Source organism: Georgenia satyanarayanai (assembly GCF_023715365.1).
GTDB classification, from domain to species: Bacteria; Actinomycetota; Actinomycetes; order Actinomycetales; family Actinomycetaceae; genus Oceanitalea; species Oceanitalea satyanarayanai_B.
Map to the genome: position 1 here is coordinate 75400 of NZ_JAMBNZ010000006.1, position 26018 is coordinate 101417.

Below are 26018 nucleotides of genomic sequence, written 5' to 3' on the forward strand. Positions count from 1 at the left end.
CCGGTTCAGCGGGCGCGGGCGATCTCCGCGGCGAAGCGCTCGAGCGCAAGCTCCCCGACGACGTCCTCGGCCAGCAGGGGCAGCTGCACGAGCGGGACGTGCGGCAGCGCGGCGCGGACGGTGTCCAGGTGCACCTCCTCCTGCGCGTGCCGCCGGGCGAGGAAGTCGCCCCGGTCCGCGGGGGAGCGCTTGTTGACGACGAGCGCTCCGACCTCGACGCCGGAGCGCAGCAGCTTCCCGTAGAGCTCGACCGTCTCCAGGGCCGGGAGCCGTTCGGCGGCGAGCACGATGACGAAGGCGGTGCGGTCTCCGTCGGCCAGCAGGTCCCGCAGTGCGGTGAAACGGGTCCGGCGGCGCAGGAGGATCCGCCGGATCTCCTGGTCGCGGTCCTCCCGGCGGTCCCGCCGCCGCCCGGTGCCGACGACGGCCGCCGCTGCGCCGTCGTCGTCCATCGCCCTCATCGCCGCCCCGAAGCGGGCGGAGCGGTCCTGCCGCCGCAGCAGTCCCTCGGTCCACGCGGACATCGTCTCGGGCAGCGTCATGAGGCGGGCGGTGTGGCCGGACGGCGCGGTGTCGAAGACGACGAGGTCGTGCTGCGGCTCCTCGAGGACCTCGGCGATCCGCTCGAGGACGGCGGCCTCGTGCGTCCCGGGGGCGTCCCGCGCGAGCTCGAGGTGCTTGGTCACCTCCCCGGACAGGTGCTCGGGCATGAGGCGACGCATGGTGTGCCCGACGGCGGCAAGGTGCTCATCGGTCGTCCTCGCCGGGTCGATCTCCAGCCCGTCGAGCCTGTCGGCGAGGGGGACGACGGCGTCACCGACGGTCCGCTGCCACAGGTGCCCGAGGTTGTGGGCCGGGTCGGTGGACACGACAAGCACCCGCCGCCCCGCCCGTGCCTGCGCGAGGGCGACGGCGGAGGCGACGGCCGTCTTCCCCACCCCGCCCTTGCCGCCGACGAACAGCACCTGGCGCCGCGCGGCCAGCTCTAGCAGCACGAGAGGTGGTCCAGCGGCGAGCGGTCCATGCCCATGCGGCGGTGCCAGTCGTGGAAGCGGTCGTACATGACGGGCAGCAGCTCCACGGTGTAGTAGCTCGCGGGGTTGGGCACGCCGAGCGCCTCGGCGAGGACGATCATCATGAAGAGGTCGTCCTCGTCGCGCTGCGCGCGGGCGAAGGTGCGCCGGTACGGGCCGACGTAGAGCTCGCGCAGGCCTGCCGCGAGGCGGACCCGCGCGGGCGGGCGGGCGGGGTGCTCGCTCACCCGTCTACGCTGGTCTGCACCGCGAGGCTCTCGTCGTCGATCTCGGGCGGGGACTTGCGTGCCTTGGTCATCGCGATGGTCGCCTCGAGGATCACCCAGATGGCCGCGACGATGATGATGACGTCGAGGACGAGCAGGAGCCAGTTCTCACTGGTGTAGAAGGTCCTGACCTGGACGATCGCGGCGAACAGCGACATCACCATGACGAAGACGAGCGGGATGAGCACAGGCAGCACCGGTCGGCGCTGGCGCAGCAGGATGACGGCGACGATCGACAGCGTGAGGCCGGCGAGCAGCTGGTTCGTCGTGCCGAAGAGCGGCCAGATCACCATGCCGCCGGAGCCGTCGGCCCCCGCACCGAAGGCCAGCCCCATGCCGACGACGAGGACGATCACCGTGGCGATCCCCTTGCCCAGCCGCAGGCCCGCCAGCTCCAGGGACTCCTGGACGACGAAGCGCTGCAGTCTGATGCCCGTGTCCATCGTCGTCGCCGCGAAGAGGACCGCCATGGTGGCAAGGATCGTCGCGCTGAGCGAGGCCGGGATGCCGAGCCCGGCGTTCATGATGTTTCCGCCGCCCTCGACGAAGGCGGCGACCCCTCCCTGGTTGAAGGCGGAGTAGACCGCCTCCCAGTCCGCCAGGGTCCGGTAGCCGGCGGTCGCGGCGATGATCGAGCCGAGCGCGAGCAGGCCCTCACCCACGGCGCCGAAGTACCCGACGAAGCGGGCGTCGGTCTCCTTGTCCAGCTGCTTGGCGCTCGTACCGGAGGAGACGATGCCGTGGAAGCCGGAGATGGCACCGCACGCGATCGTGACGAAGAGCAGCGGGACGAGGCTCGGCGTCCCCTCCGGGACGTTGTTGTTGAACGCGGGGGCGACGAAGTCTGGGGATGCGATGAACACGGAGAGGTAGAGGATCCCCAGGCCCACGAAGAGCTGGAGCCCGTTGATGTAGTCGCGCGGTTGGAGCAGCACCCACACCGGCAGGACGGAGGCGACGCCGGCGTAGAGGAAGAGGACGACGACCCAGAAGGCCTCCGCCGACAGCCCGAGGACGGTGTCGGGAAGGACGACGGGGACGCTGTCGCCCAGGACGATGAGCGCGTAGAGCGCCACGACGCCGATGACGGAGACGGCGACGAGGTTGAGCTTCCACCGGTAGATCGCCTGCCCGACGACGAGTGCGACGAGGATGGCGCCCCAGACAGGGATGACGGAGGTCGGGGTGCTGACGAGCAGGCCGGAGATGACGACGGCGAAGGCTGCGTTGACCATGAGCAGGAGCAGGAAGATGACGACGAGGAAGAGGTTGCGGCCGCGCGCGCCGATGTAGCGCCCGGACAGGGTGCCGATGGACTGGCCGCGGCTGCGGACGGAGGCCCACAGGGCACCGAGGTCGTGCATGCCGGCGAAGAACACGGTGCCGAGGGTGACCCAGAGGAAGGCGGGCAGCCAGCCCCAGATGACGGCGACGGCCGGCCCGACGATCGGGGCGGCCCCGGCGACCGAGGTGAAGTGGTGCCCCCACAGGACGTACTTGTTCGTCGGGACGAAGTCGACGCCGTCCTGGAGCTCGTGGGCGGGCGTGCGGAAGTGGGCGCTCAGCCGGTAGACCTTGCTGCCGAGGTACGTGGAGTAGAGGAAGTACCCGGCGAGGACCATGGCGATGCCGATGGCGGCGAGCAGCACTGAGTTCACGTCGCTCCGATCTTCGTCGTTGACGACCGGTGGAGCCTGCGGGCGCCCCGCCGCCGGCCGTGATCCAGATCACCATAGCGGCTGTGGTGAGGCCCGCGGACATCGTTGGGCGGCGTGGCGTCAGGTGTGCCGAGGTCGATGCCCGGAGCGGCACCGGGAGAGTCAGCGGGGCGGGTCCAGCAGCCGGGTCTCCTCCACCACCCGCGTCTCCGCGGCGTCGAGGCGGACGCGCGCGGCCTCCGCGCGGCCGAGCGCGGTGGTGAGGCGCCCGGCGACCTCCGTGCCCGCCGGGCCGTGCGCCGCGCCGTCACGGGTGGCGGCCAGCGTCGCGGCCAGGGTCGCGGAGCTCGCCCGCGCCTCCTCGACGGCGGCCGCCAGCTCGTCCGGCGCGGCGGAGGAGAGCTGGAGCCGGGCGAAGTGCAGGGATGTGCCGGCCCGGGCGACGGCATCGTCGAGCTCGTGGACGAGACGCCCGGCGCTCGTGTTGCGCTCCGCCTGGCCGGGCGCGGCGACGGGCCCTCGCTCCACGGGGCGGGCGCTGCGGCGCACGAGGAGGACGACGACCACCGCCACGCCAGCCCCGAGCACGACGATGACGCCGATGACCGGCAGCAGGGCGGACCAGGAGGTGAGCACGGTTCGATCCTACGATCGGCCCCGCCCCTGCCGGCGAGAGCCGAGCTGCTCCGGAAGCGGGCCGGCTCTCGCCGGGGTGCGCCGGCGGCTCAGCCGTTGAGGACGGGGGCGGGCACGTCGAGGAGGTCGAGGACGACGTCGGCGGCAAGGGCGGCGACGTCGTCGACGGCGAGACGGAAGTCGTCACCGGCGGTGGGGCCGCACAGGTCGGACACGCCCCGCACCGCGAGGTAGGGGATGCCGAAGGAGTAGCAGACCTGGGCGATGGCCGTGGTCTCCATGTCCGCCGTGAGCGCTCGTGGGAACGTCACCCGGTGCGCGTCGACGGTGCGGCCGTCGACGAAGGAGTCGCCGGAGATCATCGCGCCGACGAGCACGCCGGGACGGTGCCGCGCACGGTCGACGAGGGTGTCGATCGCCGGGTACGTGGCGGGCATGCCCGGCATCTGGCCGAGGGCGTAGCCGAAGGCGGTCGCGTCGGCCCCGGCGTAGGCGTGCTCGTCACCGACGACGACGTCACCCACCCGCACGCCGTCGGCGAGGCCGCCGGCGGACCCGGTCGAGACGACGAGCGGGGTCCGCACGGCGTGGACGGCCAGGGCCGTCGCCGTCGCGGCGTTGACGCCGCCGATGCCCGAGCGGATGAGGAGGAGCTGGCGTCCGCCGATGGTCGCGATGACGGACCGCGCCATCCCGACGTGCCGCTGGTGGGCCAGGCTCTCCGCGCGCTGCTCGTAGGGTGCGATCTCCGTGTCCATGGCGGCGACGACGACGGCGTCGACGGTCGCGAGCGGGGCGGTGAGGGGCGCACCGGGAGCGACCGGGAAGCCGAAGAGCTCGCTCATGCCTGGACCTGCTCCCACTCGTCGCGCCGGTCGAGGAACTCGCGGGCCTCCGCTTGCGCGCCGTCAAGGTCGTGGCTGGCGCCCCAGCCGCACTGGACCTCGTTGGCGGCGGGCACCTCCACGGCACCGAGGACGTCGCGGAGCGTCGCCTCGAGCAGGGGGAGGAAGGCGGGCAGGTCGGTCTCCAGGAGGAGGGCGTAGAAGCCGGTCTGGCAGCCCATGGGGGAGATGTCGACGACGGCGTCGGTGTGGCTGCGCATGTGCTCGGCCATGAGGTGCTCGAGGGAGTGCACGACCGGCATCTCGAGGTGGGCGACGTTCGGCTGGCAGAAGCGGACGTCGAACTTGGTGAGCGTGTCACCGCCCGGCAGCGTCTTGGCGTCCGCCACGCGCACGTAGGGCGCCTTCACCGCTCGGTGGTCGAGGTTGAAGCTTTCGACGTTCATCTTCCGCACGCTTCCCATCATGGGCGATGGCTCTGGGCCTGTCTCCGGCAGGTGCGTGTGGGTTGCGCCACCCGCCGCGGCCCTGACGGCAATCTCGCCGGCTGTCCCCAGGCCTGTCCACCACCTGTGGACGACACGCCGGGAGCGGGTGTGCACACACAGCGGGCGCCGGGGATGTCAGTGCTCGGTGGGATGGTGGGGACAGGGCCCGACGAGGCGGCGCGACGGCCTCCACAGGCCGTCCCCAGGGAGAGGACCGTCATGCACAGAAACCCCGGCAGGCTGTGGATGACACGCCGAAAACACGACTCGCCGACACAACACCTTGGGGTTGTTCCGAAGCCGGACCACTAGGTGTAGTGTCGTGCCCAGTCGTCCAGAGAACTACACGTCTGTCGTTCCATCGCCTCCGCCGGCGGGGAATCGCAACCGAGGGGAGATCCTCCGATGAGTGTCACCGTCTTCAGCAAGCCGTCCTGTGTGCAGTGCGACGCCACCTACCGCGCGCTGAACAAGCAGGGGCTGGAGTACGAGGTCGTCGACATCTCCACCGACGCCGAGGCGCTCGAGACCGTCAAGGCGCTCGGCTACCAGCAGGCTCCTGTGGTCTTCGCCGACGGCGACCACTGGTCGGGCTTCCGGCCCGACAAGATCAAGGCGCTGGCGGCGCAGGCCGCCTCCGTCGCGGTCTGACCCACGAACTTCGGCCGGGTCGCCCTCACCCGGCGACCCGGCCGAGACCAGCCGGGCCCCGGCCCGGTGACGCAACCAACTCCCGAGGGGGTGACATGGGAAACCTCGTCTACTTCTCGTCGGCCTCCCAGACCACGCACCGCTTCATGGAGCGGCTGGGACTGGAGGCGCACCGCATCCCGCTGCGGCCGACGGAGCCCTTCCTCACCGTGGATGAGGAGTACGTGCTCATCGTGCCGACCTACGGGGGCGGCAACCAGCGCGGGGCAGTGCCCCGCCAGGTCATCAAGTTCCTCAACGACGCCGACAACCGCGGGCTGTGCCGCGCGGTCATCGCGGCAGGGAACACGAACTTCGGCACCGCCTACTGCCTCGCCGGTGACGTCATCGCCGCGAAGCTCCAGGTGCCCTACCTGTACAGGTTCGAACTACTCGGAACAGCAGAGGACGTCTCGCGCGTCCATGAGGGATTGGGACAGTTTTGGCAGCAACGGTCACTGATATCGGCATGACGCAGGGCGCGGCGCCGGAGCTCGACTACCACGCCCTCAACGCGATGCTCAACCTCTACGACGCCGACGGGAACATCCAGTTCGACGCCGACAGGCAGGCCGTCGACGCCTACTTCCGTCAGCACGTGGAGCCGAGCACCGTCACCTTCCCCAGCGTCGCGGAGCGCCTGCGCTACCTCGTCGAGGAGGGCTACTACGAGAAGGAGGTGCTCGAGCAGTACTCCCCGGAGTTCCTGGACCAGGTCTGGCAGTTCGCCGACTCCCTCGACTTCCGCTTCGAGTCCTTCCTCGGCGCCTTCAAGTACTACACCTCCTACACGCTCAAGAGCTTCGACGGGAAGTCCTACCTCGAGCGCTTCGAGGACCGCGTCGTCATGGTGGCCCTCGCCCTCGCGGCCGGGGACGAGCAGGTGGCGCTCGACATCGTCGAGGAGGTCATCTCCGGACGGTTCCAGCCGGCCACGCCGACCTTCCTCAACGCCGGCAAGTCCTCGCGCGGTGAGCTCGTCTCCTGCTTCCTCCTGCGCACCGAGGACAACATGGAGTCGATCGCCCGCGGCATCAACTCCGCGCTGCAGCTGTCCAAGCGTGGCGGCGGGGTTGCCCTCTCCTTGACCAACCTCCGTGAGGCGGGCGCGCCGATCAAGCGCATCCAGAACCAGTCCTCCGGTGTCATCCCTGTGATGAAGCTCCTCGAGGACTCCTTCTCCTACGCCAACCAGCTCGGGGCACGTCAGGGTGCCGGTGCCGTCTACCTCAACGCCCACCACCCCGACATCATGAAGTTCCTCGACACCAAGCGGGAGAACGCGGACGAGAAGATCCGCATCAAGACCCTCTCGCTCGGCGTCGTCGTCCCTGACATCACCTTCGAGCTCGCCAAGACGAACGCCGACATGTACCTGTTCTCGCCCTACGACGTCGAGCGGGTCTACGGGGTTCCCTTCTCCGAGATCAGCGTGACGGAGAAGTACGACGAGATGGTGTCCGACGACCGCATCAAGAAGACGTCGATCAAGGCGCGTGACTTCTTCCAGACGATCGCCGAGATCCAGTTCGAGTCGGGCTACCCGTACGTGATGTTCGAGGACACGGTCAACGCCGCGAACCCCATCGACGGCCGGATCAGCATGTCGAACCTGTGCTCGGAGATCCTCCAGGTGTCCACGCCGTCGTCGTACAACGACGACCTCTCCTACGCGGAGGTCGGCAAGGACATCTCGTGCAACCTCGGCTCGCTCAACATCGCCAAGGCGATGGACTCCCCGGACCTGGGCAAGACGATCGGCACGGCGGTCCGTGCGCTGACGGCGGTCTCCGACCAGACGCACATCACCTCGGTGCCCTCGATCCAGAAGGGCAACGACGAGTCCCACGCCATCGGTCTGGGCCAGATGAACCTCCACGGCTACCTCGCCCGCGAGCGGGTGCACTACGGCTCGGAGGAGGGCATCGACTTCACCAACATCTACTTCTACACGGTGGCCTTCCACGCGATCAGCGCGTCGAACACGCTGGCGATCGAGCGGGGCCGGTCCTTTGCGGGCTTCGAGCGCTCCACCTACGCGAGCGGTGAGTTCTTCACCAAGTACACCGAGCAGGAGTGGGTGCCGCAGACCGAGCGGGTGCGCGAGCTCTTCGCCGGCGTCCACATCCCCACGCAGGAGGACTGGCGCGCGCTGGCCGCCTCGGTCAAGGAGCACGGTCTGTACAACCAGAACCTCCAGGCCGTCCCGCCCACCGGCTCGATCTCCTACATCAACAACTCGACCTCCTCGATCCACCCGATCGTGTCGAAGGTCGAGATCCGCAAGGAGGGCAAGCTCGGGCGCGTGTACTACCCCGCGCCCTACATGACCAACGACAACCTCGAGTACTACGAGGACGCGTACGAGATCGGCCCCGAGAAGATCATCGACACCTACGCCGCGGCCACGCAGCACGTGGACCAGGGCCTGTCGCTGACGCTCTTCTTCAAGGACACCGTGACCACCCGCGATCTCAACAGGGCGCAGATCTACGCCTGGCGCAAGGGCATCAAGACGCTCTACTACATCCGCCTGCGGCAGATGGCGCTCGAGGGCACCGAGGTGGAGGGCTGCGTCAGCTGCACGTTGTAGCAATACGGACGCTGACCGCCCCGCAACGAGACACAGAGAGAGACGAAGCACCGTGGAGAAGCTCAAGCTCGTCGACCGGGTCCAGGCCATCAACTGGAACCGTGTCCAGGACGAGAAGGACGTCGAGGTCTGGGACCGCCTGACCGGGAACTTCTGGCTGCCCGAGAAGGTTCCGCTGTCCAACGACATCCAGTCGTGGAACACCCTCAACGAGGCGGAGCAGACGATGACCACCCGGGTCTTCACCGGGCTCACGCTGCTCGACACCATCCAGGGCACGGTCGGCGCGGTCAGCCTCATCCCCGACGCCGTCACGCCCCACGAGGAGGCGGTGTACACGAACATCGCCTTCATGGAGTCGGTGCACGCGAAGAGCTACTCCTCGATCTTCTCCACGCTCATCTCGACGCGGGAGATCGACGGCGCCTTCGCGTGGTCAGAGGAGAACGAGCACCTCCAGCGCAAGGCCGCGATCATCATGGAGTACTACCGCGGCGACGACCCCGAGAAGCGCAAGGTTGCCTCGGTGATGCTCGAGTCGTTCCTCTTCTACTCGGGCTTCTACGCCCCGATGTACTGGTCCTCGCGGGCCAAGCTCACCAACACGGCCGACCTCATCCGCCTCATCATCCGCGACGAGGCCGTGCACGGGTACTACATCGGCTACAAGTTCCAGAAGGCCATCGAGACGGCCTCCCCGGAGCGTCGCCAGGAGCTCAAGGACTACACCTTCGAGCTGCTGCTGGAGCTCTACGACAACGAGGAGCAGTACACCGAGGACCTCTACGGCCCCCTCGGCCTCACCGAGGACGTCAACGCCTTCCTGCGCTACAACGCGAACAAGGCGCTGATGAACCTCGGCTACGAGGGCCTGTTCCCCAAGGACCAGACCAACGTCAACCCGGCGATCCTCTCCTCGCTGAGCCCCAACGCCGACGAGAACCACGACTTCTTCTCCGGCTCCGGGTCCAGCTACGTCATCGGCAAGGCTGTCGACACCGAGGACGACGACTGGGACTTCTAGCTCCAAGCCCGTACACCGAGAGCTGGACTGCGCACCCGCGCAGTCCAGGTCTCGGCGTTGTGCGGGGATGCGCGGGACCTTCGACCGTCGTTCGGGGGTCCTCCGTCAGGAAGAGTGGGGACCACACCGAACATCGGAGGATCCCATGGCACGCACCTACGTCATCACCGGCGCCGGCTCAGGCATCGGCGCCGCCGCGGCACGACTGCTGCGTGAGGCCGGAGCGACCGTCGTGGGGGTCGACCTGCGCGGCTCGGACGTCACGGCGGACCTCGCCACGCCCGCCGGGCGCCGGGAGGCGGTCGCCGCTGTGCTCGAGGCGACCGGCGGGAAGATCGACGCCGTCATCGCCTCCGCCGGTGTCTCCCTCCCCAGCGCGCTCACCGTGTCGGTCAACTACTACGGCGTCACCGAGTTCCTCACCGCGCTGCAGCCCACGCTGGCGCAGGCCGACGCGCCGCGGGCCGTCGTCGTCAGCTCGATGTCCTCGTTGCAGCCGAACTACCCGCCGCTCGTCGAGGCGCTGCTCGACGGGGACGAGGCCACCGCCCGGCAGATCGCCGAGCAGCTGGCCGCCGACCCGCAGACCGGCAACCTCATCTACGGCTCCTCCAAGCGGGCGGTCTCCCGCTGGGTCCGCGCCCAGTCGGTCACCCAGGAGTGGGCCGGCGCGGGGATCCCGCTCAACGCCGTCGGCCCGGGCGTCGTCACCACGCCGATGACCGAGGAGCTGCGGGCGACGCCCGAGTCGCTCGCCTTCGTCGACGCCGTCGTGCCGATGCCGCTGAACTACCACCAGCCGCCGGAGTCGATCGCCAACCTCTGCATCTGGCTGACCTCGGTGGAGAACAGCCACTGCGCCGGCCAGACCATCTACTGCGACGGTGGCGCCGACGTTGTCCTCCGCGGGGAGGACGCCTGGGGCTGGGCGGACGCCAGGGTCGGGGAGTACTTCGGGCAGCTCATGGTCGGCGCCACGGAGTAGCCTCGCCCGGGCAGCGCGCCGCGTCGCATTCCGCGCGTGCTGCGCCACGACGACCCCCTCCCTCGCCGCCCGCACCGCGTGCTGGTGGCGGGGGTGTCGGGCGCCGGCAAGACGATCCTCGCGCGGCGGGTCGCCTCGGTCGTCGGCTCGCCGTGTCACGCGGCTCCGTGTGCGCGTCGGTGAGGCCGCTGTCACAGTGGGGGTATGGGTGGTGACGAGGAGCTCGTAGCGCGAGCAGCCCGTCACGGTCTCCGGCTCGACCCGGCGTCACTGAGCCACAACGACGCCGGGCTCGACTTCCGGGTCGCGTACGCGACCGACGTCCACGGCCGTGACTGGGTGCTCCGTGTCCCGCGGCGGCCTGGCATGCGCGAGACGCTGCGGCAGGAGGAGGCGGCCCTGGCGCTGGCGTCCCGCTACCTGAGCGACATCGCCGTGCCCGAGTGGCGCGTCATGTCCGACGATCTCATCGCCTACCCCCTCCTCCCGGGCCGTCCGGGCCTCACCCTCACGGGCGAGGACGTGACGTGGTTCGTGGACCCGGCGTCCGAGCGCTACGCCGCTGAGCTGGGCTCGCTGCTCGCCGTGCTCCACGCCGTCCCGCTCGCCGAGGTGCGCGAGCTCGGCGTGGAGGTGCGCAGCCCCGAGGCGGTGCGCGAGTCGTGGCGGGCCGACGTCGCGCGGGTGGCCGGCACGTTCGACGTCCATCCGGCGCTGCTCGAACGGCTGCACTCCTGGCTGGAGGACGACGAGCTGTGGCCGGAGGCCACGGCCTTCACGCACGGCGAGCTCTACCCGGCACACGTCCTCATCGACCAGGACGAGGCCATCACCGGAGTTCTGGACTGGACCACCGCGCGCGGCGACGACCCGGCCCGGGACTTCATGTACCAGCACGCCTTCGCCACGCCGGAGGCCTTCGCCGTGACGCTGCGCGCCTACACGGCTGCGGGAGGGCGCGACGTCGGGCCGCGTCTCGCCGACCGGTGCGCCGCCCTCATGGCGGCGGGCCCGGTGGGGTACGGGGTCTACGCGCTGAGCACCGGCCGGCCCGAGCACCGCGAGGCGGCGCAGGCGCAGCTCGGCACGGTGTGAGCTACTCCTCCTCGAGCGCCGCGCCGCGGAGCTCGGGCAGGAACAGCGCCCCGATCATCGCGACGACGAATGCGACGCCGAAGGTGGCGAAGGTGAGCCCGGAGCCGCCCGCCGCGAGGAGCAGGGGGACGGTCAGCGGCGCGGCGATCGAGGCGAGCCGGCCGAAGGCGGCGGCGCTGCCCGACCCGGTGCCGCGCAGCGCCGTCGGGTAGATCTCCGGGCTCACCGCGTACAGGGCGCCCCACGCGCCGAGGTTGAAGGCCGACAGTGCCATTCCTGCGGCGATGATCGTCGGCACGGTGGTCGCCTGTCCGAAGAGGACGGCGGCGACGGCCGAGGCGGCGAGGAAGGTGGCGAGGGTGGAACGGCGCCCCCACCTCTCGATGAGCCAGGCGGCCAGTGCGTACCCGGGCAGCTGGGCCAGGGTGATGATGAGCGTGTACTCGAAGGAGCGCACGAGCGAGAAGCCCTGGTCCACGAGCAGCGACGGCAGCCAGCTGAAGGCCCCGTAGTAGGCGAAGTTGACCCCGAACCACACGACCCACAGCGCCGCGGTGCGGCGGCGGAATCGCCCGGACCACAGCTCGCGCCAGTGCGGGGCGACGGTCTCCTCGGCGACGGTGGGGGAAGGGACCGGCGCCTGACCGGCGGCGTCCTCGTAGACGCGCACGGCGGCCTCCGCCTCCGCGACGCGCCCCTTGCGCTCGAGGAAACGCACCGACTCGGGCAGCCGCATGCGGACGTAGATCGCGTACACGGCCGGGACCATCCCGATGACGAAGGCCCACCGCCACCCGTTCTCGCCGGGGACGACGAAGTAGCCGATGAGGGCCGCCGCGATCCAGCCGACCGCCCAGAACGCCTCCAGGACGACGACGACGCGCCCCCGGATCCGCTTCGGGGCGTACTCACTGACGAGCGTCGAGGCGACGGGCAGCTCCGCGCCCAGGCCCAGGCCCACGAGGAAGCGGAGCACGATGAGGGCGCCGACGCCGGTCACGAGGGCCGAGGCCCCGGTGGCCAGCCCGTAGACGAGCAGGGTGAGCGCGAAGACCTGCCGGCGTCCGATCCGGTCGGCGAGGAGGCCGCCGACGCTCGCGCCGATCGCCATGCCGACGAAGCCGACGGAGAGGATCCAGGACTTCTGCCCGTCGGTCAGCCCCCACTCCTGCCCGAGGGCGGCGATGACGAAGGAGATAAGCCCGACGTCCATGGCGTCCAGGGCCCAGCCGACGCCGGAGCCGCCGAGGAGCTTGCGGTGGGCGCTGGTGAACGGCAGCCGATCGAGCCGCTCGGCGCGGGTGAGCGACTGCTGGACGGAGGTGTCGGCGGCGGGCCGGGCCATGGCGTGCCTTCCCAGGAAGGGGCGGGTGTCGGCGCGAGCGTAGCACTTCGACTCGCGAAGAGCATAACCCTGTCGGGCGGTCGAGCGGCCCTTGCTGAGCTCAGGCGGTCAGGGCCTCCACGACTGCGGGGACGGCGGCGGGCGGCAGCTGGAGGAGGACGCCACTGGCGACCGTGCCCTGCCAGGCGGTGAGCTGCTCGCGCAGCTGCTCGGGCCGGCCGGCCAGCGCGACGTCGAGGACGAGCTCGGTGGGCACGGCCCGTGCGGCGCCCTCGCGGTCACCGGCGGCCCACAGGCGGGCCACCTCGGCGCACGCGGCCTCGTGGCCGAGCCGCTCGACGGCCTCCCGGTGGAAGTTCGACCGCTGCGAGCCCATGCCCCCGACGTAGAGCGCGAGGTGCGGGCGGAGCAGGTTCGCGGCCTCCTCGACGTCGCTCCCGGCTGCCACCGGCAGGCTGACGTTGACCTCGAAGCGGTCCGCGGGCGGCAGGTCGGCAGAGCGGCGCGCGAAGCCCGCGGCGAGCTGCTCACGGGCCCAGCCGTCCAGGCGGGGGGAGTGGAAGGCGGGCAGCCACCCGTCGGCGATCTCGGCGGCAAGGGCGACGTTCCGTGGCCCCTGCGCCGCGAGGTGGATGGGCAGGTCCGCCCGCAGCGGGTGGAGGGTGGGGCGCAGCGCCTTGCCCTCGCCCGTGGTCCCCTCGCCGTCGAGCGGGAGGCGGTAGTGGCGGCCGTCCACCTCGACCGGGGCCTGGCGCCGCAGCACCTGCCGGACGACGTCGACGTACTCGCGGGTCCGCTCGAGCGGGCGCGGGTAGGGCTGGCCGTACCAGCCCTCGACGACCTGCGGCCCGGAGGCGCCCAGCCCGAGGACGAAGCGGCCCCCGGAGAGGTGGTCGAGGGTGAGGGCGGCCATCGCCGTCGCCGTCGGGGTGCGCGCGGAGAGCTGGGCGATGCCGGTGCCCAGCCGCAGGCGCGTCGTGCGCGCGCCCCACCACGCCAGCGGGGTCAGCGCGTCCGAGCCGTAGGCCTCGGCGGTCCACACGGAGTCCAGGCCGGCGGCCTCGGCGAGCTCGACGGCGCGCTCCGCCCCGGCCGGCGGGCCGGCGGACCAGTAGCCCAGGTGCAGGCCCACCCGCAGCGGGGGACCGGGCGCGCCGTCGGCGCTCATGCCGTGGTGCCCACGTGGGCCATGACCTCGGAGGCGATGAGGTCGAGGTGCTCGAGGTCGGTCATGTCGAGGCACTGGAGGTAGACGCGAGTGATGCCCTGCTCGGCGAGGGCGGCGATCCCGTTGACGACCTCCTGCGGCGTCCCGGCCAGGCCGTTGCGACGCAGCTCCTCCGGCTCACGGCCGATGATCGCGGCGCGGCGGGAAACCTCCTGCTCGTCCCTGCCGACACAGGCGACGAGCGCGACGGAGTAGACGAGCTCGTCCGGGTCGCGGTCCACGGCCTCGCAGGCGGCGCGGACACGATCACGCTGGGCGGCGATCGCGCTCTTCTCCGGGAAGGACTGGTTGTACTCGGTGCCGAAGCGCGCGGCCAGGGCCGGGGTGCGGCGCGGCCCGTTGCCCCCGACGACGACGGGCACCCGCTCCTGGACCGGCTTGGGCAGCGCGGGGGAGTCGACGAGCGTGTAGTGCTCGCCGTCGTGGTTGAAGGTCTCGCCGACCGGGGTGGACCACAGGCCGGTGATGACCTCGAGCTGCTCGGTGAGCAGGCCGAAGCGCTTCTCGGGGAAGGGGATCCCGTAGGCCTGGTGCTCCTCGGCGAACCAGCCGGTGCCCAGGCCCAGCTCGACCCTGCCCCCGGACATCTCGTCCACCTGGGCAACCTGGATGGCGAGCACGCCGGGGAGGCGGAAGGTCGCGGAGGTGACCAGCGTGCCGAGGCGGATGGTCGAGGTCTCCCGGGCGAGGCCGGCGAGGGTGGTCCAGGCGTCCGTCGGCCCGGGCAGCGGGCTGCCGTCACCCATGCGCAGGTAGTGGTCGGAGCGGAAGAAGGCGGAGAAGCCCAGCTGCTCGGCGCGCTGCGCCATGGCGAGCTGGTCGGCGTAGGAGGCGCCCTGCTGGGGCTCGGTGAAGATGCGAAGGTCCATGTGCACAGCCTGCCAGGCCCGGACAGGGGAGCACCCGCGGGCTCCTGGCCTGGCCAGGGTGCCGTGGTGGACGAGCCACGGCTCCCGCGGGTGCCGGTGACTGCCGCCGCCGTCGGCGGGGGACCGGTAGGTCCGTCCGTGGACTGCTAGCGGGCAGCCACCTCACGCGTCCAAGTAGAGATCATGTCTCGGACCACCTCCTTTCCCGTGTGGTCACCAGGGTAGGAAGGGCGCCGGAGCGCTGTCACGCGAATATCGCGCTCAGGACCCGAGCGCCTGCTCGGCGGTGGCCTGGGCCGCCGAGAGGGCCTCGGTCAGGGGCCGGTCACCGCGGAACATCTCCCCGAGGATCGGTCGGACCGCCTCGAGGACCTCCCGCGCGCGCGGGCCGCTCGCGGCGGTGACGACGGCCTCGGGGGCGACGACGGCGGTGGCGTCCACGCCGCGGTCGGACCAGGAGCTGAGGTACAGGTCCTGCGCGCCCGCGGCGGCCGGAACCCCGACACCGTGGCTGGCCAGCGCGGACTGGCCGTCGGTCGAGGAGAGCCAGCGCAGCACCTCGGCCGTCGCGTCCGGGTTCTCGGTGGCGGCGTTGGCCGACGCACCCACGCCGTCGACGACGGACACCCTCCCGTCCGGGCCACTCGGTACGGAGGCCACGCCCCAGCGGATCCCGGTGGCCCCCGCGAGGTGGCGCATCTCGGCGGAGCTCGCCTGGAAGAGGGCGAGGTCCCCGTTGGTGAAGAGCTCGCGGTCCGGGATGGGGGCGGGCGGGACGGCGGGCAGCTCGGCGAGGTAGCCGAAGGCGTCGCGGGCCGCCGGGCTGGTGAGGGACAGGTCGTCGCCCGTCGTGGGGACCGCGCCCAGCTGGGCGAGGTAGGGCAGCCAGACGGCCGGGGCGGTGAGGTCGGTGGTGAACCCGTACTGGGCGACGCCGTCCTTGCTGAAGTCCTTGTCGGTGGCCGTCCGCCCCTCCTCGTCCCGCGTGAGGGTGCGGACCGCCTCGCGCAGCGTGTCGCCGAGGGCCGGCGCGGAGGCGCCACCGGCGGGCGCCTTCTCGCGCACGGCGTCGGGGTGCCAGGTCAGGGTGGCCGGGTCGACACCAGCCTCCTCGACGAGGTCGGTGTTGTAGAAGAGCACGGTGGAGTCCCACAGCTGGGGGACGGCCCACAGCCCGTCGTCGAGGGTGTAGAGCCCCGTGACGGTCGGTTCCCAGTCACCGACGTCCTCCCCGAGCGTCTCGCGCAGCTCGAGGACCTCACCGGAGTGGGCGAGGGCGGCGACGGAGTCGCTCGTCGTCCAGAAGACGTCCGCCATGGTGCCGTCGGAGAGGTCGGAGGCGGTGCGGTCGGCGTAGCCGGCCTCGGGCACAACCTCGACCTCGACGTGGATGTCGCGGTGGACGGCGTTGAACGCGTCGAAGGACTCGCGGTAGGCGGCCGCCGCGGCGTCGTCCCACAGGCGGAAGGTCACCGTCGACAGGCCGGCCGTGGCGTCGGTACCGGCGGCGTCGCCCGCGGGCTCGCCGCACGCCGCCATCACCGCGGCAATCGCGAGTGCGGCACCTGCGCGGGCTCGCGCGCGGCGGTCCATGAGGCCCTCCCAGTGCATCGTCCGTGCCTAGGCTACCCGTCCCGCAGGGCGTTGCATGACCAGTTCGATACGCGAAGGGGAAGCACTCATGACTGTGCCGACATCGCCGCCGTCGCCGCGCGTGGAAGTTGATGACGCTTACACGGCGCGTGTGGCAGTTCTTGACGCAGGCGGGTGTGCTGGGCCACAGTGGCTCCAGGCGGGTGGGGGGACCCGCCGTAAGCGAGGCGAGGGGGCGTCGTGAGCAGGGAGCGGTCGCCCCGCCACCCACCGTGAAAGGACACGTGATGCTCGTACGACGTCTCAGGCAGTGGAGCCCGGTGCTGGGCGCCGCCGCCGCCGTCGCCCTCGTGGGCGGCTCACTCGGTGCCGCGACGTCGGCACCGCAGCCCGCGGCCGCGCCGCCGGCCACGCAGGCCCAGCCGTCCGACCAGCCGGGCCCGACGGTCGAGCTCGGTGTCGAGCGGCTGCTGTCGGACCCGGACGAGCTCGCCCTCCTCGACGGCAAGCGGGTCGGCCTCATCACCAACCCCACAGGTGTGGACTCCGAGCTCACCCACTCGATGGACCTCCTCATCGCCGGGGAGGAGGAGGGCAACTACGAGCTCACCGCGCTCTACGCGCCCGAGCACGGCATCCTCGGCGGCGCACCCGCCGGAGCGAGCGTCGAGAGCTACGTCGACCCGCGCACCGGGCTGACCGTGTGGTCCCTCTACGGCGCCACGCAGCGCCCGACGGCGGAGATGCTCGAGGACGTCGACGTCCTCCTCTTCGACATCCAGGACATCGGCACCCGCTTCTACACCTACATCTGGACGATGTACTACGCGATGGACGCGGCCGGGGAGCTCGACAAGGAGTTCGTCGTCCTCGACCGGCCCAACCCGCTCGGTGACCGCATGGATGGCCCGGTGCTCGACCCGGCAGTCTCCTCCTTCGTCGGTCTGCGGGAGATCCCCATGCAGCACGGCCTCACCGTCGGCGAGCTCGCCTCCCTGTTCAACGGCGAGTTCCTGCCCCACCCGGTGGAGGACTTCCACGTCGTGGAGATGACCGGCTACGACCCCGACGACTTCGTCACCGGCTACGGGCTGGAGTGGGTACTGCCCTCGCCGAACATCCCGACGATCGAGACGGCGTGGGCCTACGCGGGTACCGGCCTCATCGAGTCCCTCGACGCCTCCGAGGGCCGCGGCACGACCACGCCCTTCCTGTGGATCGGGCACGGCGAGATCGACGAGCTCGGCGCCTACGCGCTCGCCGAGGACCTCAACTCCCGCGGGCTCGAGGGCGTCCACTTCCGCCCGATGTTCGCCAACCCGACGACGAGCAAGCAGGCCGGGCGGCTCTCCGGTGGCGTCCAGCTCCACATCACCGACCCGGCCGCGTACGTACCGGTCCGCACCGGCCTCCACGTGCTCCAGGCCTTCTACGACACCGAGGGCGTGGACTGGCGCGAGGGCACCATCTATCCCAACCAGCGGTGCGAGACCGAGGCCGACACCTGCTGGATCGACCGACTGACCGGTGACAAGGACGTGCGCCTCCAGCTCGAGGCGGGGGTCGACCCCGACGAGATCATCGCCGGCTGGCAGGACGAGCTGGCCGCCTTCGACGACGTCGCCGAGGACTACCGCCTCTATGAGGACGCGACCCTCGCCGGGCTGCGGACCGCCCTCGAGGGCTACGTCGCCGACGGCACCGTGGCGGGCCCGATCGTCCGTCAGCTGACGACGGCGCTCGACCAGGCCGAGCGGCACCTCGAGGCCGGCCGCACCCGGCAGGCGGGCCACTCGCTCGACCGGTTCCTCCAGCACCTGGACGCCCCCCAGCGTCCGGACACGCTGGGCGAGGAGGCGGCAGCCGAGCTGCGGGAGCGCGCGGTGGCGCTGCGTGACTCCCTCTGACGGGCGGGGGCGGGCCCGGCACCTCGACGTGGGTGCCGGGCCCGCCCGCGGCCCGCGGGCCGAGCCGTCCGATCTCGCCGCCGTCGCGGCGGCGGCCCGTCCCGGCGGGCTGAGCACGCGAGAGACCGACCGCGCCCGCCTTGCCCACGACGCCTCCCACTACCTGCTGCGCCCCCGCGCGATCGTGACCGCGACCTCGGTCGAGCAGGTCGCGGCGGTCATGGCCGCCGCCGGCCGCGCGCCGGTCCCCGTGCCGCTCACCTTCCGCGCCGGCGGCACGAGTCTGTCCGGCCAGGCGGTGACCGACGGCGTCCTCGTCGACGTGCGCCGCCACCAGCAGGATATCGAGGTGCTCGACGACGGCGCCCGCGTGCGCTGCCGCCCCGGTGCTGTCCTGCGACGGGTCAACGGGTCCCTCGCCCGGTACGGCCGCCGCCTGGGCCCGGACCCCGCGAGCGAGATCGCGTGCACGATCGGCGGTGTCGTCGCCAACAACGCGTCCGGCATGACGTCCGGGACGGCGGCCACCGCCTACCGCACCCTCGACTCGATGGTCCTCGCGCTGCCCAGCGGCACGGTCGTCGACACCGCGGCACCGCACGCCGACGCCCTCCTCGCCGCCCGTGAGCCCGACCTCCACGCGGGCCTGCTGGGCCTGCGGGAACACGTCCGCTCCCGGCCCGACCTGCGCCGCGCGATCGAGCACCAGTTCTCGATGAAGAACACGATGGGCTACGGCATCAACGCGCTGCTGGACCACGACTCCGCCGTCGAGATCCTCGCCCACCTCGTCGTCGGCTCGGAGGGGACGCTCGGCTACCTCGCCGAGGTCACCCTGCGCACCGTCCCGCTGCTCCCGTACGCCGCGACGGCGCTGCTCGTCCTCGACTCGATCGGCTCGGCGACTGCCGCGCTGCCGGCCGTCGCCGCGACCGGTGCGGTGGCCGTCGAGCTCATGGACGCCGCGGCCCTGCGCGTGGCCCAGCGCGACCCGCGCGCCGACCCGGTCCTGCGCGAGCTGGTGGTGGACGGGCACACCGCGCTGCTCGTCGAGCTCCAGCACGCCGACCCGGAGGGCCTGGCCGGCATGGTCGCCGATGCCGAGCCGCTCCTGGCGGGCACCGCGCCGGTCGTGGCCACGCCACTGAGCACCGAGCCGCGCTCGCGGGCGGGAATGTGGCAGGTGCGCAAGGGCCTGTACGCCGCCGTCGCCGGGGCGCGTCCCACGGGGACGACGGCGATGCTCGAGGACGTCGTCGTGCCCGGGCCGGCGCTGTCGGGGACCGTGCGCTCGCTCGAGGGGCTGCTCGCCCGGTACGGCTACGCCGACGCGGTGACCTTCGGCCACGCCAAGGACGCCAACCTCCACTTCATGATCAGCCCCGACCTCGGCGACCCCCGCGCGCGGGACGCCTTCGCCGCCTTCAGTGAGGAGCTCGCCGGCCTCGTCCTCGACGCCGGCGGCTCGCTCAAGGCGGAGCACGGCACCGGCCGGATGATGGCGCCCTTCGTGCGCCGCCAGTACGGGGACGAGCTGTACGAGGTGATGCGGGAGATCAAGCGGCTGTGCGACCCGCGCGGCGTCCTCGCGCCCGGCGTCGTCATCAGCGAGGACCCGACCATCCACCTGCGCGACCTCAAGCAGTACCCGCAGGTGCACCCCGAGCTCGACCGCTGCGTCGAGTGCGGCTTCTGCGAGCCCGCCTGCCCGTCCCGGCACACGACGACGACACCGCGCCAGCGCATCGCGCTGCTCCGCGAGGCCGCCGACTCCGGCCCCGAACGGCGCGCGGAGCTCGAGCGCGACTACGACTACGCCGCGGTCCAGACCTGCGCGGCCGACTCGCTGTGCCGGGTGGCCTGCCCCGTCGACATCGACACCGGCGCTGTGATGAAGCAGCGGCGGGCCGCGGCCAACGGGCCGGTCGCCCAGGCGGTCGGACGCCGGCTCGCGCAGGCGTGGGAGCCGGCGACTGCGGCACTCCGCGGGGCGCTCGCAGTCGCCGACCACGTGCCCGGGCCGGCCCTGGGGACGGCGACGCGCGCCGCCCGCGCCGTCGTCGGTCGGGGTGGGCGCGATCTCCTCCCGCAGGTCGACGAGCACCTCCCCGGCCCCGGCCGCCCCCGCAGCCTCCTCCCCGTCCCTCCCAGCGCCCCCAGCCCCACCCCCTCGCCGGCCCCCACCTCGCCGGCCCCCACCCCCTCGCTTGGCCCCACCCCCTCGCTGAGCGCTGAGTGGTTACCGGCGCGGCACGACGCGGTCTTCTTCCCTGCCTGCATCGGCTCGCTCTTCGCGGCGGAGGGCGGCGGGCCGGGGGTATCGGCCGCGTTCGTGGCCCTCTGCCTGCGGGCCGGCGTGCGCCTGGCCGTTCCCGACGGCATCGACGGCCTGTGCTGCGGCACCGTCTGGGAGTCCAAGGGCCTGGTCGACGGCGCGGCCGTGATGGCGCACCGGGTCGCGGAGTCCGTGTGGTCGCTGACTGGCGGTGGCCACCTGCCCCTTGTGTGCGACGCGACCAGCTGCACCCACGGGCTGGGCTCGATCGGCGCTCGGCTCACCGGCGTCGCGGCCGAGCGGTGGGCTCAGGTCCGCGTCGTCGACGCCGTCACCTTCACCCGCGAGCACCTGCTCGGCCGGCTCGAGGTCCCCGAGGCCGGCCTGCTCGACCGGCTCGCCGTCCACCCCACCTGCTCCTCGGTCCACCTCGGCGCGGTCGAGGACCTCACCGCCGTGGCCGCTTCCGTGGCCCGCGAGGTGACGGTCCCGGTCGAGTGGGGCTGTTGCGGTACGGCGGGGGACCGCGGGATGCTCCACCCGGAGCTGCCGGCCGGTGCGACCGAGCGGGAGGCGGCCGAGCTGGCCGCCGTCGAGCGTGAGGAGGGACGCTTCGACGCCTACGCCTCGTGCAACCGCACCTGCGAGATGGGAATGAGCGCCGCGACGGGGCGCCCCTACCGGCACGTGCTGGAGCTGCTCGAGGAGGCCACGCGCTAGCGCCGCGAAGGTCCGACCCATCCGGGTGCCCGTGTGCTCCGAACCCCAGGTGACAGCGCAGGACCACCCTGGAGGAATAACATGAGCACGCTCCGCCCCACCCGTACCTCGGCCGCCGTCGCAGCGGCGCTCGCGCTGACCCTGAGCCTGACGGCTTGCGGCGCCGGCACCGACGAGGACACCGGCAGCACGCCCACCCAGCAGGAGACGACGACGATGGCGCCGGAGGAGACCGACGCCATGGAGGGCGGCGACATGAGCGCCGTCATGCCCATGGGCACCGGCGACCCCTTCGCCGACGCCCGCACGGCCGCGCAGCACATGCCCGAGACCGCCGCGACGCTCGCGGCCGGCTTCGTTGCCGCGCTCGACATCCCGGGGGAGGTGGACTCCGACGCCGCCGCGCTGCGGGCCATGATGACCTCTCTGCTGCAGGAGCACGTCTACCTCGCCGGGATGACCGTGGCGACGGGTTACACGGCCGGGCTGGACTCCCCGGAGTTCGAGGCAGCCGCGGCGACGCTCGACGTCAACTCCGTCGCGCTCGCCGACGCCGTCGGCTCCCTCGCCGGTGACGAGCAGGGCGAGGCCTTCCTCGCCCTGTGGCGTGAGCACATCGGCTACTTCGTCGACTACGCGGCCGCCGCCGCGGAGGGTGACGACGCCGGCAAGGAGGCCGCGCTCGAGGACCTGCAGGCCTACACGCAGGATGCCGGCGCCTTCTTCGAGGAGGTGAGCGGCGGTGAGCTTCCCGCCGCGGACATCGCCGCCTCGCTCGAGATGCACGTGTCGACGCTCGGCGCCGCCATCGACGACCTCGCCGCGGGCAGCCCCGAGGCGTACGCCTCGCTGCGCGAGGCCGCCGGGCACGTCACCGAGGCGGCCGCGGTCATCTCCGGCGGCCTCGCCACGGCGACCGAGATGTCCGGTGACCCCGCGGACGAGGCCTCGACCCTCCGCGCGGACCTCACCGCGCTGCTCCAGGAGCACGTCTACCTTGCCGGCGTCGCCGTCTTCACCGCCTACACCACCGAGGGCGGGACCGAGTCGGAGGCCTTCACGGCCGCCGCCGAGGTGCTCGACGCCAACACCGTCGCGCTCGCCGACGCCGTCGGCTCGCTGGCCGGCCCGGAGCAGGGCGAGGCGTTCCTCGGCCTGTGGCGCGAGCACATCGGCTACTTCGTCGACTACGCCGTCGCCATCTCGACCGGTGACGAGGAGGCCGCGGACATGGCCCTCACCGAGCTCGACTCCTACCGCGGCGAGGCCGGTGCCTTCTTCGAGGAGATCTCCGGAGGCGAGCTGCCCGCCGACGCCGTCGCCGAGGGCCTGGCCATGCACGTCCAGACCCTCGCCGGCGCGATCGACTCGCTCAACGCCGCACTCGTCCAGGGCTCCTGACGGTCTTCCGGGCGGCGGGCGGTCCTCCCGCCCGCCGTCCGGGCCCGCCGTCGGGCACACTTGCCCGATGAGCGCCCTCGGTCCCGGACGTGCCGGCACGCCGGCCTCGCCGGGCACCCCGGACCTCGCCGCGCTCATGGCACGGGTCGCGGTCGGGAACAGGGAGGCCTTCACCCTCGTGTACGACGCGACCGCCCCGGCCGTCTACGGCACCGCCCGGCGCGTCCTGCGCGACCCGGACCTCGCGGCCGAGGTCACCCAGGAGGTCATGGTCGAGGTGTGGCGCACTGCCACCCGCTTCGACCCGGCGCGCGGCAGTGCCCGGGCCTGGGTGACGACCATCGGCCACCGCCGCGCCGTCGACCGCGTGCGGGCCGTGCAGGCCCAGCGAACCCGCGACGACCTCGCCGCCCAGCGCGAGTACTCACCCCCCTTCGACGACGTCCAGGAGAGCGTGGAGCGTGACGTGGAGCAGACCCGGGTGCGCGAGTGCCTCGAGAGCCTCAGCGACCTCCAGCGTGACGCCGTCGTCCGCGCGTTCTACCGGGGACGCACGTACCGTGAGGTGGCCGAGGACCTCAGCGTCGCGCTCCCCACCGTGAAGTCGCGGATCCGCGACGGCCTGACCCGGCTCCGCCTCTGCCTGGGGGTGGACGACCATGCGTGAGGACGAGCTGCGGGAGCTGCTGCCCGCGTGGGCGCTGGACGCGGTCACCCCCGAGGAGGCCGCCGCCGTCGACCGTGCCGTGGCCGCGGACCCGGCGCTCGCCCAGGAGGCGCACACGCTCCGCGAGGTCGCTGCCCTCCTCGCGGTGGGCATGAGCGAGACCCCACCCGCCGCCCTCCGGGCCGACGTCCTCGACCGCGTGGCCCGCACCCCTCAGGACGGGACCGGGACCGGGACCGACGCCGAGGACGACGGCGTCGTCGTCGACCTCGCGCGCGTCCGTGCGCGACGCCGCGACCGGTGGCTCGTCGCAGCGGTGGTGCTCGCGGCGGCAGCGGTGCCCGGCGTCATCGCGGTCCAGCAGTACGAGCGCGCCACGCAGGCCGAGGAGCAACTGACGACCGTGGCCGAGGCGCTCGCAGAACCGGGGGCCCAGCTCCTTGCCGCGGACGTCGCCGGGGGTGGGCGGGCCGTCGCCGTCGTCGGCTCCGACACCTCGGTGTTCTCCGCCCGCGACCTGCCCCCGCTCACGAGCGAGGAGGTCTACCAGCTGTGGGTCGTCGACGACGGCGGGGCACGCTCCGCCGGGGTGCTCACCGTGGCCTCGGGTCACGCCGACGCCGAGCTCGCCGACCTCCCGGACGGGGCGACGATCGCGATGACGGTCGAGCCGATGGGCGGGTCGACCCAGCCCACGAGCGACCCCGTGGTCGCGCTCGCAGCGTCCGGCTGAGTCGGCCCGCGGGGCGCCGCAGAGACGTCGCGTACAGTGATTGAGCCGCACTGACGCCTCAGAGGAGACCTGTGACCGACCGTCCTGTCCGCCGCCGGAAGCCCCAGACCGTGCTCGAGGTGATCCGCCGCGAGCAACTCACCCCGCACATGGTCCGGCTGCACATCGGTGGCCCGAACTTCGCCGCCTTCGAGGCCAGCGAGTTCGCCGACAGCTACGTCAAGATCTTCTTCGTCAAGCCCGAGCTCGGCCTCGAGCCGCCCTACGACGTCGCCGCCCTGCGCGAGCACCTCGCACCGCAGGACTTACCGGTCACCCGTACGTACACCGTGCGCGAGGTCAACGCCGCGGAGCAGTGGCTGGCGATCGACTTCGTCGTCCACGGCGCGGAGGGCCTGGCCGGCCCGTGGGCCGAGCGGGTCCAGCCGGGTGAGCGCGTGGTCCTCTCCGGGCCCGGGGGTGCCTTCACCCCCGACCCGACGGCGGACTGGCACCTGTTCCTGGGCGACGAGTCCTCCCTCCCCGCGATCGCCGCCTCCCTCGAGGTGCTGCCCGCGGAGTCGGTGGGTACCGCGCTCATCGAGGTCGGCGGGCCGCAGGACGAGCTGCCCCTGCGCGCTCCCGCGGGCGTCGAGGTGCGCTGGCTGCACCGCGGCAGCGCCCCGGCCGGCACGACGACGCTCCTCGCCGACGCCGCCGCCACCCTGCCCTGGCGCGAGGGCCGGGTCTGCGCCTTTGCCCACGGCGAGCGCGAGGCGGTCAAGGCACTGCGCGACGTCCTCTTCTCTCACCGGGAGCTCGAGCGCTCGCAGGTCTCGATCTCCGGGTACTGGGCCTACGGCCGCACTGAGGACAAGTTCCAGGCCGAGAAGCGCGAACCGGTGGGCCAGATCTTCACCGACTGACGCCTACTCCCGGCTCCTGCCAGGCGAGCGGCGACGGTCACGGGGTGGCATGGTGCCGAGACGTTAGATTGATCCGCCTGGTGGATCAATCTAACGTCCCGCGCTCAGCACCCCCTGCGGCCCCCGCCCCGGCTCAGTGCAGGGTGAGGAGCGGCTCGGCAGACTGTAGGCCGCCGGCGAGCGCGCGGCGGGCGAGCGTCTCGGCCCCGTCGAGCGACGTGCCGCGCGGCGGTTCGAGGACGACGTCGGGACGCTGCGCCGCCAGCTCCTCGCGCATCGCCTCGAGCACCACGGCCGCCCCGAAGATCCCCCCGGTCCACGAGGCGAGCGGCGGCACCGGCGGGCGGATGGCAGCGACGAGGCTGCGGGCGAGCTCGCGGCCGGCGAGCCGGAGCAGCGCGCGGCACATGCCGTCGTCGTCCGCGGCGAGGGCGACGACGTCGGGCACGACGGAGGCGAGCACCCCGGCCCGGTCCTCACGCGTGTAGATCTGCCGCGGCCACGACTCGGGCCCCCCGAGCCGGGAGACGGTGGCGGCGAGGAGCGCGGCGGCGTCGGACCGGCGCCCGTCGTGCTGCTCGAGCGCGGCTTGCAGCGCCCGCATACCGATCCACGAGCCGGAGCCGGCGTCACCGAGGACGTGGCCCCAGCCGTCGACCTTGCGCCAGCAGTCGGCGAGGTCGGTGCCCAGCGCCGTCGAGCCGGTGCCGGTGAGGACGACGGCGCCCGGCCGGCCGCCGAGCGCCCCGACGGCGGAGGTGACGGCGTCGGAGGCGACGACGGTGCGCACGTCGCCGACGGCGGCGCGGACGGCGTCGAGCACCACCTGCGGCCCGTCGGAGAGGGTGAGGATCCCGCTGGAGCCCACGCACACGGCGTCGACGTCCCCGGCGCGCACGCCCAGCGCCTCGACGAGCGCGGTGACGAGCGGCGCCGCGACGAGCCCTCCCGCGCTCACCCGCAGGCGCTCGCCGCTCGCCTCCCGCGCGCCACCCGGACCGGCCAGGCGCGCGCGGGAGCCGGAGCCGCCGAGGTCGACGGCGAGGATCGTGCTCACGCCG

The 26018-nt window shown here is 72.5% G+C and carries 23 protein-coding genes; 12 read left to right on the top strand and 11 right to left on the bottom strand.

The window, feature by feature from the left end; genetic code table 11:
- Window positions 1-5: 5 nt before the first annotated feature.
- The 6 genes from M3148_RS09360 to M3148_RS09385 form a co-directional block, all read right to left on the bottom strand.
- The gene (locus M3148_RS09360) at window positions 6-995 is read right to left on the bottom strand and encodes an ArsA family ATPase (RefSeq protein WP_251304411.1); all 990 of its coding nucleotides are present in this window, start codon (window positions 993-995) and stop codon (window positions 6-8) included.
- Window positions 986-1261, bottom strand: a complete 276-nt coding sequence (locus M3148_RS09365; RefSeq protein ID WP_251304412.1) for a cory-CC-star protein — start codon at window positions 1259-1261, stop codon at window positions 986-988. The genes M3148_RS09360 and M3148_RS09365 overlap by 10 nt, the downstream gene beginning before the upstream one ends.
- A complete protein-coding gene (locus tag M3148_RS09370; RefSeq protein ID WP_251304413.1) occupies window positions 1258-2958 on the bottom strand; it encodes a carbon starvation CstA family protein in 1701 nt (566 codons plus the stop codon). The genes M3148_RS09365 and M3148_RS09370 overlap by 4 nt, the downstream gene beginning before the upstream one ends.
- 162 nt (window positions 2959-3120) lie before the next feature.
- The gene (locus M3148_RS09375; RefSeq protein WP_251304414.1) at window positions 3121-3594 is read right to left on the bottom strand and encodes a hypothetical protein; all 474 of its coding nucleotides are present in this window, start codon (window positions 3592-3594) and stop codon (window positions 3121-3123) included.
- Window positions 3595-3683: 89 nt separating this feature from the next.
- The gene (gene mtnN / locus M3148_RS09380; RefSeq protein ID WP_251304415.1) at window positions 3684-4439 is read right to left on the bottom strand and encodes a 5'-methylthioadenosine/S-adenosylhomocysteine nucleosidase; all 756 of its coding nucleotides are present in this window, start codon (window positions 4437-4439) and stop codon (window positions 3684-3686) included.
- Window positions 4436-4894 (bottom strand): S-ribosylhomocysteine lyase, encoded by a 459-nt coding sequence (locus M3148_RS09385; RefSeq protein ID WP_251304416.1) that lies wholly within the window; start codon window positions 4892-4894, stop codon window positions 4436-4438. Before M3148_RS09385 ends, mtnN begins: the two co-directional genes overlap by 4 nt.
- Window positions 4895-5332: 438 nt before the next feature.
- Between M3148_RS09385 and nrdH the strand changes: the two genes are divergently transcribed.
- The 6 genes from nrdH (at window position 5333) to M3148_RS09415 (ending at window position 11314) form a co-directional block, all read left to right on the top strand.
- Window positions 5333-5578 carry a glutaredoxin-like protein NrdH gene (nrdH, locus tag M3148_RS09390; RefSeq protein WP_251304417.1) on the top strand — a complete coding sequence of 82 codons (246 nt, stop codon included), beginning with the start codon at window positions 5333-5335 and terminating at the stop codon, window positions 5576-5578.
- Between the two features lie 95 nt (window positions 5579-5673).
- Window positions 5674-6090 (top strand): class Ib ribonucleoside-diphosphate reductase assembly flavoprotein NrdI, encoded by a 417-nt coding sequence (gene nrdI / locus M3148_RS09395; protein ID WP_251304419.1) that lies wholly within the window; start codon window positions 5674-5676, stop codon window positions 6088-6090.
- Window positions 6087-8210 carry a class 1b ribonucleoside-diphosphate reductase subunit alpha gene (nrdE, locus tag M3148_RS09400; protein ID WP_251304420.1) on the top strand — a complete coding sequence of 708 codons (2124 nt, stop codon included), beginning with the start codon at window positions 6087-6089 and terminating at the stop codon, window positions 8208-8210. The genes nrdI and nrdE overlap by 4 nt, the downstream gene beginning before the upstream one ends.
- Window positions 8211-8262: 52 nt before the next feature.
- Complete coding sequence (nrdF, locus tag M3148_RS09405; protein WP_251304421.1) at window positions 8263-9234, top strand: class 1b ribonucleoside-diphosphate reductase subunit beta; 972 nt, start codon at window positions 8263-8265, stop codon at window positions 9232-9234.
- A gap of 145 nt (window positions 9235-9379) precedes the next feature.
- A complete protein-coding gene (locus M3148_RS09410; RefSeq protein ID WP_251304423.1) occupies window positions 9380-10219 on the top strand; it encodes an SDR family oxidoreductase in 840 nt (279 codons plus the stop codon).
- 204 nt (window positions 10220-10423) lie between these two features.
- The gene (locus M3148_RS09415) at window positions 10424-11314 is read left to right on the top strand and encodes a macrolide 2'-phosphotransferase (protein ID WP_251304424.1); all 891 of its coding nucleotides are present in this window, start codon (window positions 10424-10426) and stop codon (window positions 11312-11314) included.
- Window position 11315: 1 nt separating this feature from the next.
- Here M3148_RS09415 and M3148_RS09420 read toward each other — a convergent pair whose 3' ends face one another.
- The 4 genes from M3148_RS09420 to M3148_RS09435 all read right to left on the bottom strand — a co-directional run bounded on the left by M3148_RS09420 (window position 11316) and on the right by M3148_RS09435 (window position 16367).
- The gene (locus tag M3148_RS09420) at window positions 11316-12659 is read right to left on the bottom strand and encodes an MFS transporter (protein ID WP_251304425.1); all 1344 of its coding nucleotides are present in this window, start codon (window positions 12657-12659) and stop codon (window positions 11316-11318) included.
- A 100-nt stretch (window positions 12660-12759) separates the two neighbouring features.
- Window positions 12760-13797 (bottom strand): LLM class F420-dependent oxidoreductase, encoded by a 1038-nt coding sequence (locus M3148_RS09425; RefSeq protein WP_251304552.1) that lies wholly within the window; start codon window positions 13795-13797, stop codon window positions 12760-12762.
- A gap of 26 nt (window positions 13798-13823) precedes the next feature.
- Window positions 13824-14756, bottom strand: a complete 933-nt coding sequence (locus tag M3148_RS09430; protein ID WP_251304426.1) for an LLM class F420-dependent oxidoreductase — start codon at window positions 14754-14756, stop codon at window positions 13824-13826.
- A gap of 261 nt (window positions 14757-15017) precedes the next feature.
- Complete coding sequence (locus tag M3148_RS09435; protein ID WP_251304427.1) at window positions 15018-16367, bottom strand: extracellular solute-binding protein; 1350 nt, start codon at window positions 16365-16367, stop codon at window positions 15018-15020.
- Between the two features lie 269 nt (window positions 16368-16636).
- Between M3148_RS09435 and M3148_RS09440 the strand changes: the two genes are divergently transcribed.
- From M3148_RS09440 to M3148_RS09465, 6 genes are all read left to right on the top strand, one after another.
- On the top strand, window positions 16637-18256 hold the full coding sequence (locus M3148_RS09440) for an exo-beta-N-acetylmuramidase NamZ family protein (protein WP_251304428.1): 1620 nt from the start codon (window positions 16637-16639) through the stop codon (window positions 18254-18256).
- Complete coding sequence (locus M3148_RS09445; RefSeq protein WP_251304429.1) at window positions 18243-21251, top strand: FAD-binding and (Fe-S)-binding domain-containing protein; 3009 nt, start codon at window positions 18243-18245, stop codon at window positions 21249-21251. Before M3148_RS09440 ends, M3148_RS09445 begins: the two co-directional genes overlap by 14 nt.
- An 81-nt stretch (window positions 21252-21332) precedes the next feature.
- Window positions 21333-22652, top strand: coding sequence for a hypothetical protein (locus M3148_RS09450; RefSeq protein WP_251304430.1), 1320 nt, complete (start codon window positions 21333-21335; stop codon window positions 22650-22652).
- Window positions 22653-22719: 67 nt separating this feature from the next.
- A complete protein-coding gene (gene sigK / locus M3148_RS09455; protein WP_251304431.1) occupies window positions 22720-23319 on the top strand; it encodes an ECF RNA polymerase sigma factor SigK in 600 nt (199 codons plus the stop codon).
- Window positions 23312-24052: an anti-sigma factor gene (locus M3148_RS09460; protein WP_251304433.1), complete on the top strand. Its 741-nt coding sequence runs from the start codon at window positions 23312-23314 to the stop codon at window positions 24050-24052. Before sigK ends, M3148_RS09460 begins: the two co-directional genes overlap by 8 nt.
- A 71-nt stretch (window positions 24053-24123) precedes the next feature.
- A complete protein-coding gene (locus M3148_RS09465; RefSeq protein ID WP_251304434.1) occupies window positions 24124-24957 on the top strand; it encodes a siderophore-interacting protein in 834 nt (277 codons plus the stop codon).
- 133 nt (window positions 24958-25090) lie between these two features.
- Here the strand turns inward: M3148_RS09465 and M3148_RS09470 are convergent, their stop codons facing one another.
- A complete protein-coding gene (locus tag M3148_RS09470; protein WP_251304435.1) occupies window positions 25091-26014 on the bottom strand; it encodes an N-acetylglucosamine kinase in 924 nt (307 codons plus the stop codon).
- Window positions 26015-26018 lie beyond the last annotated feature (4 nt).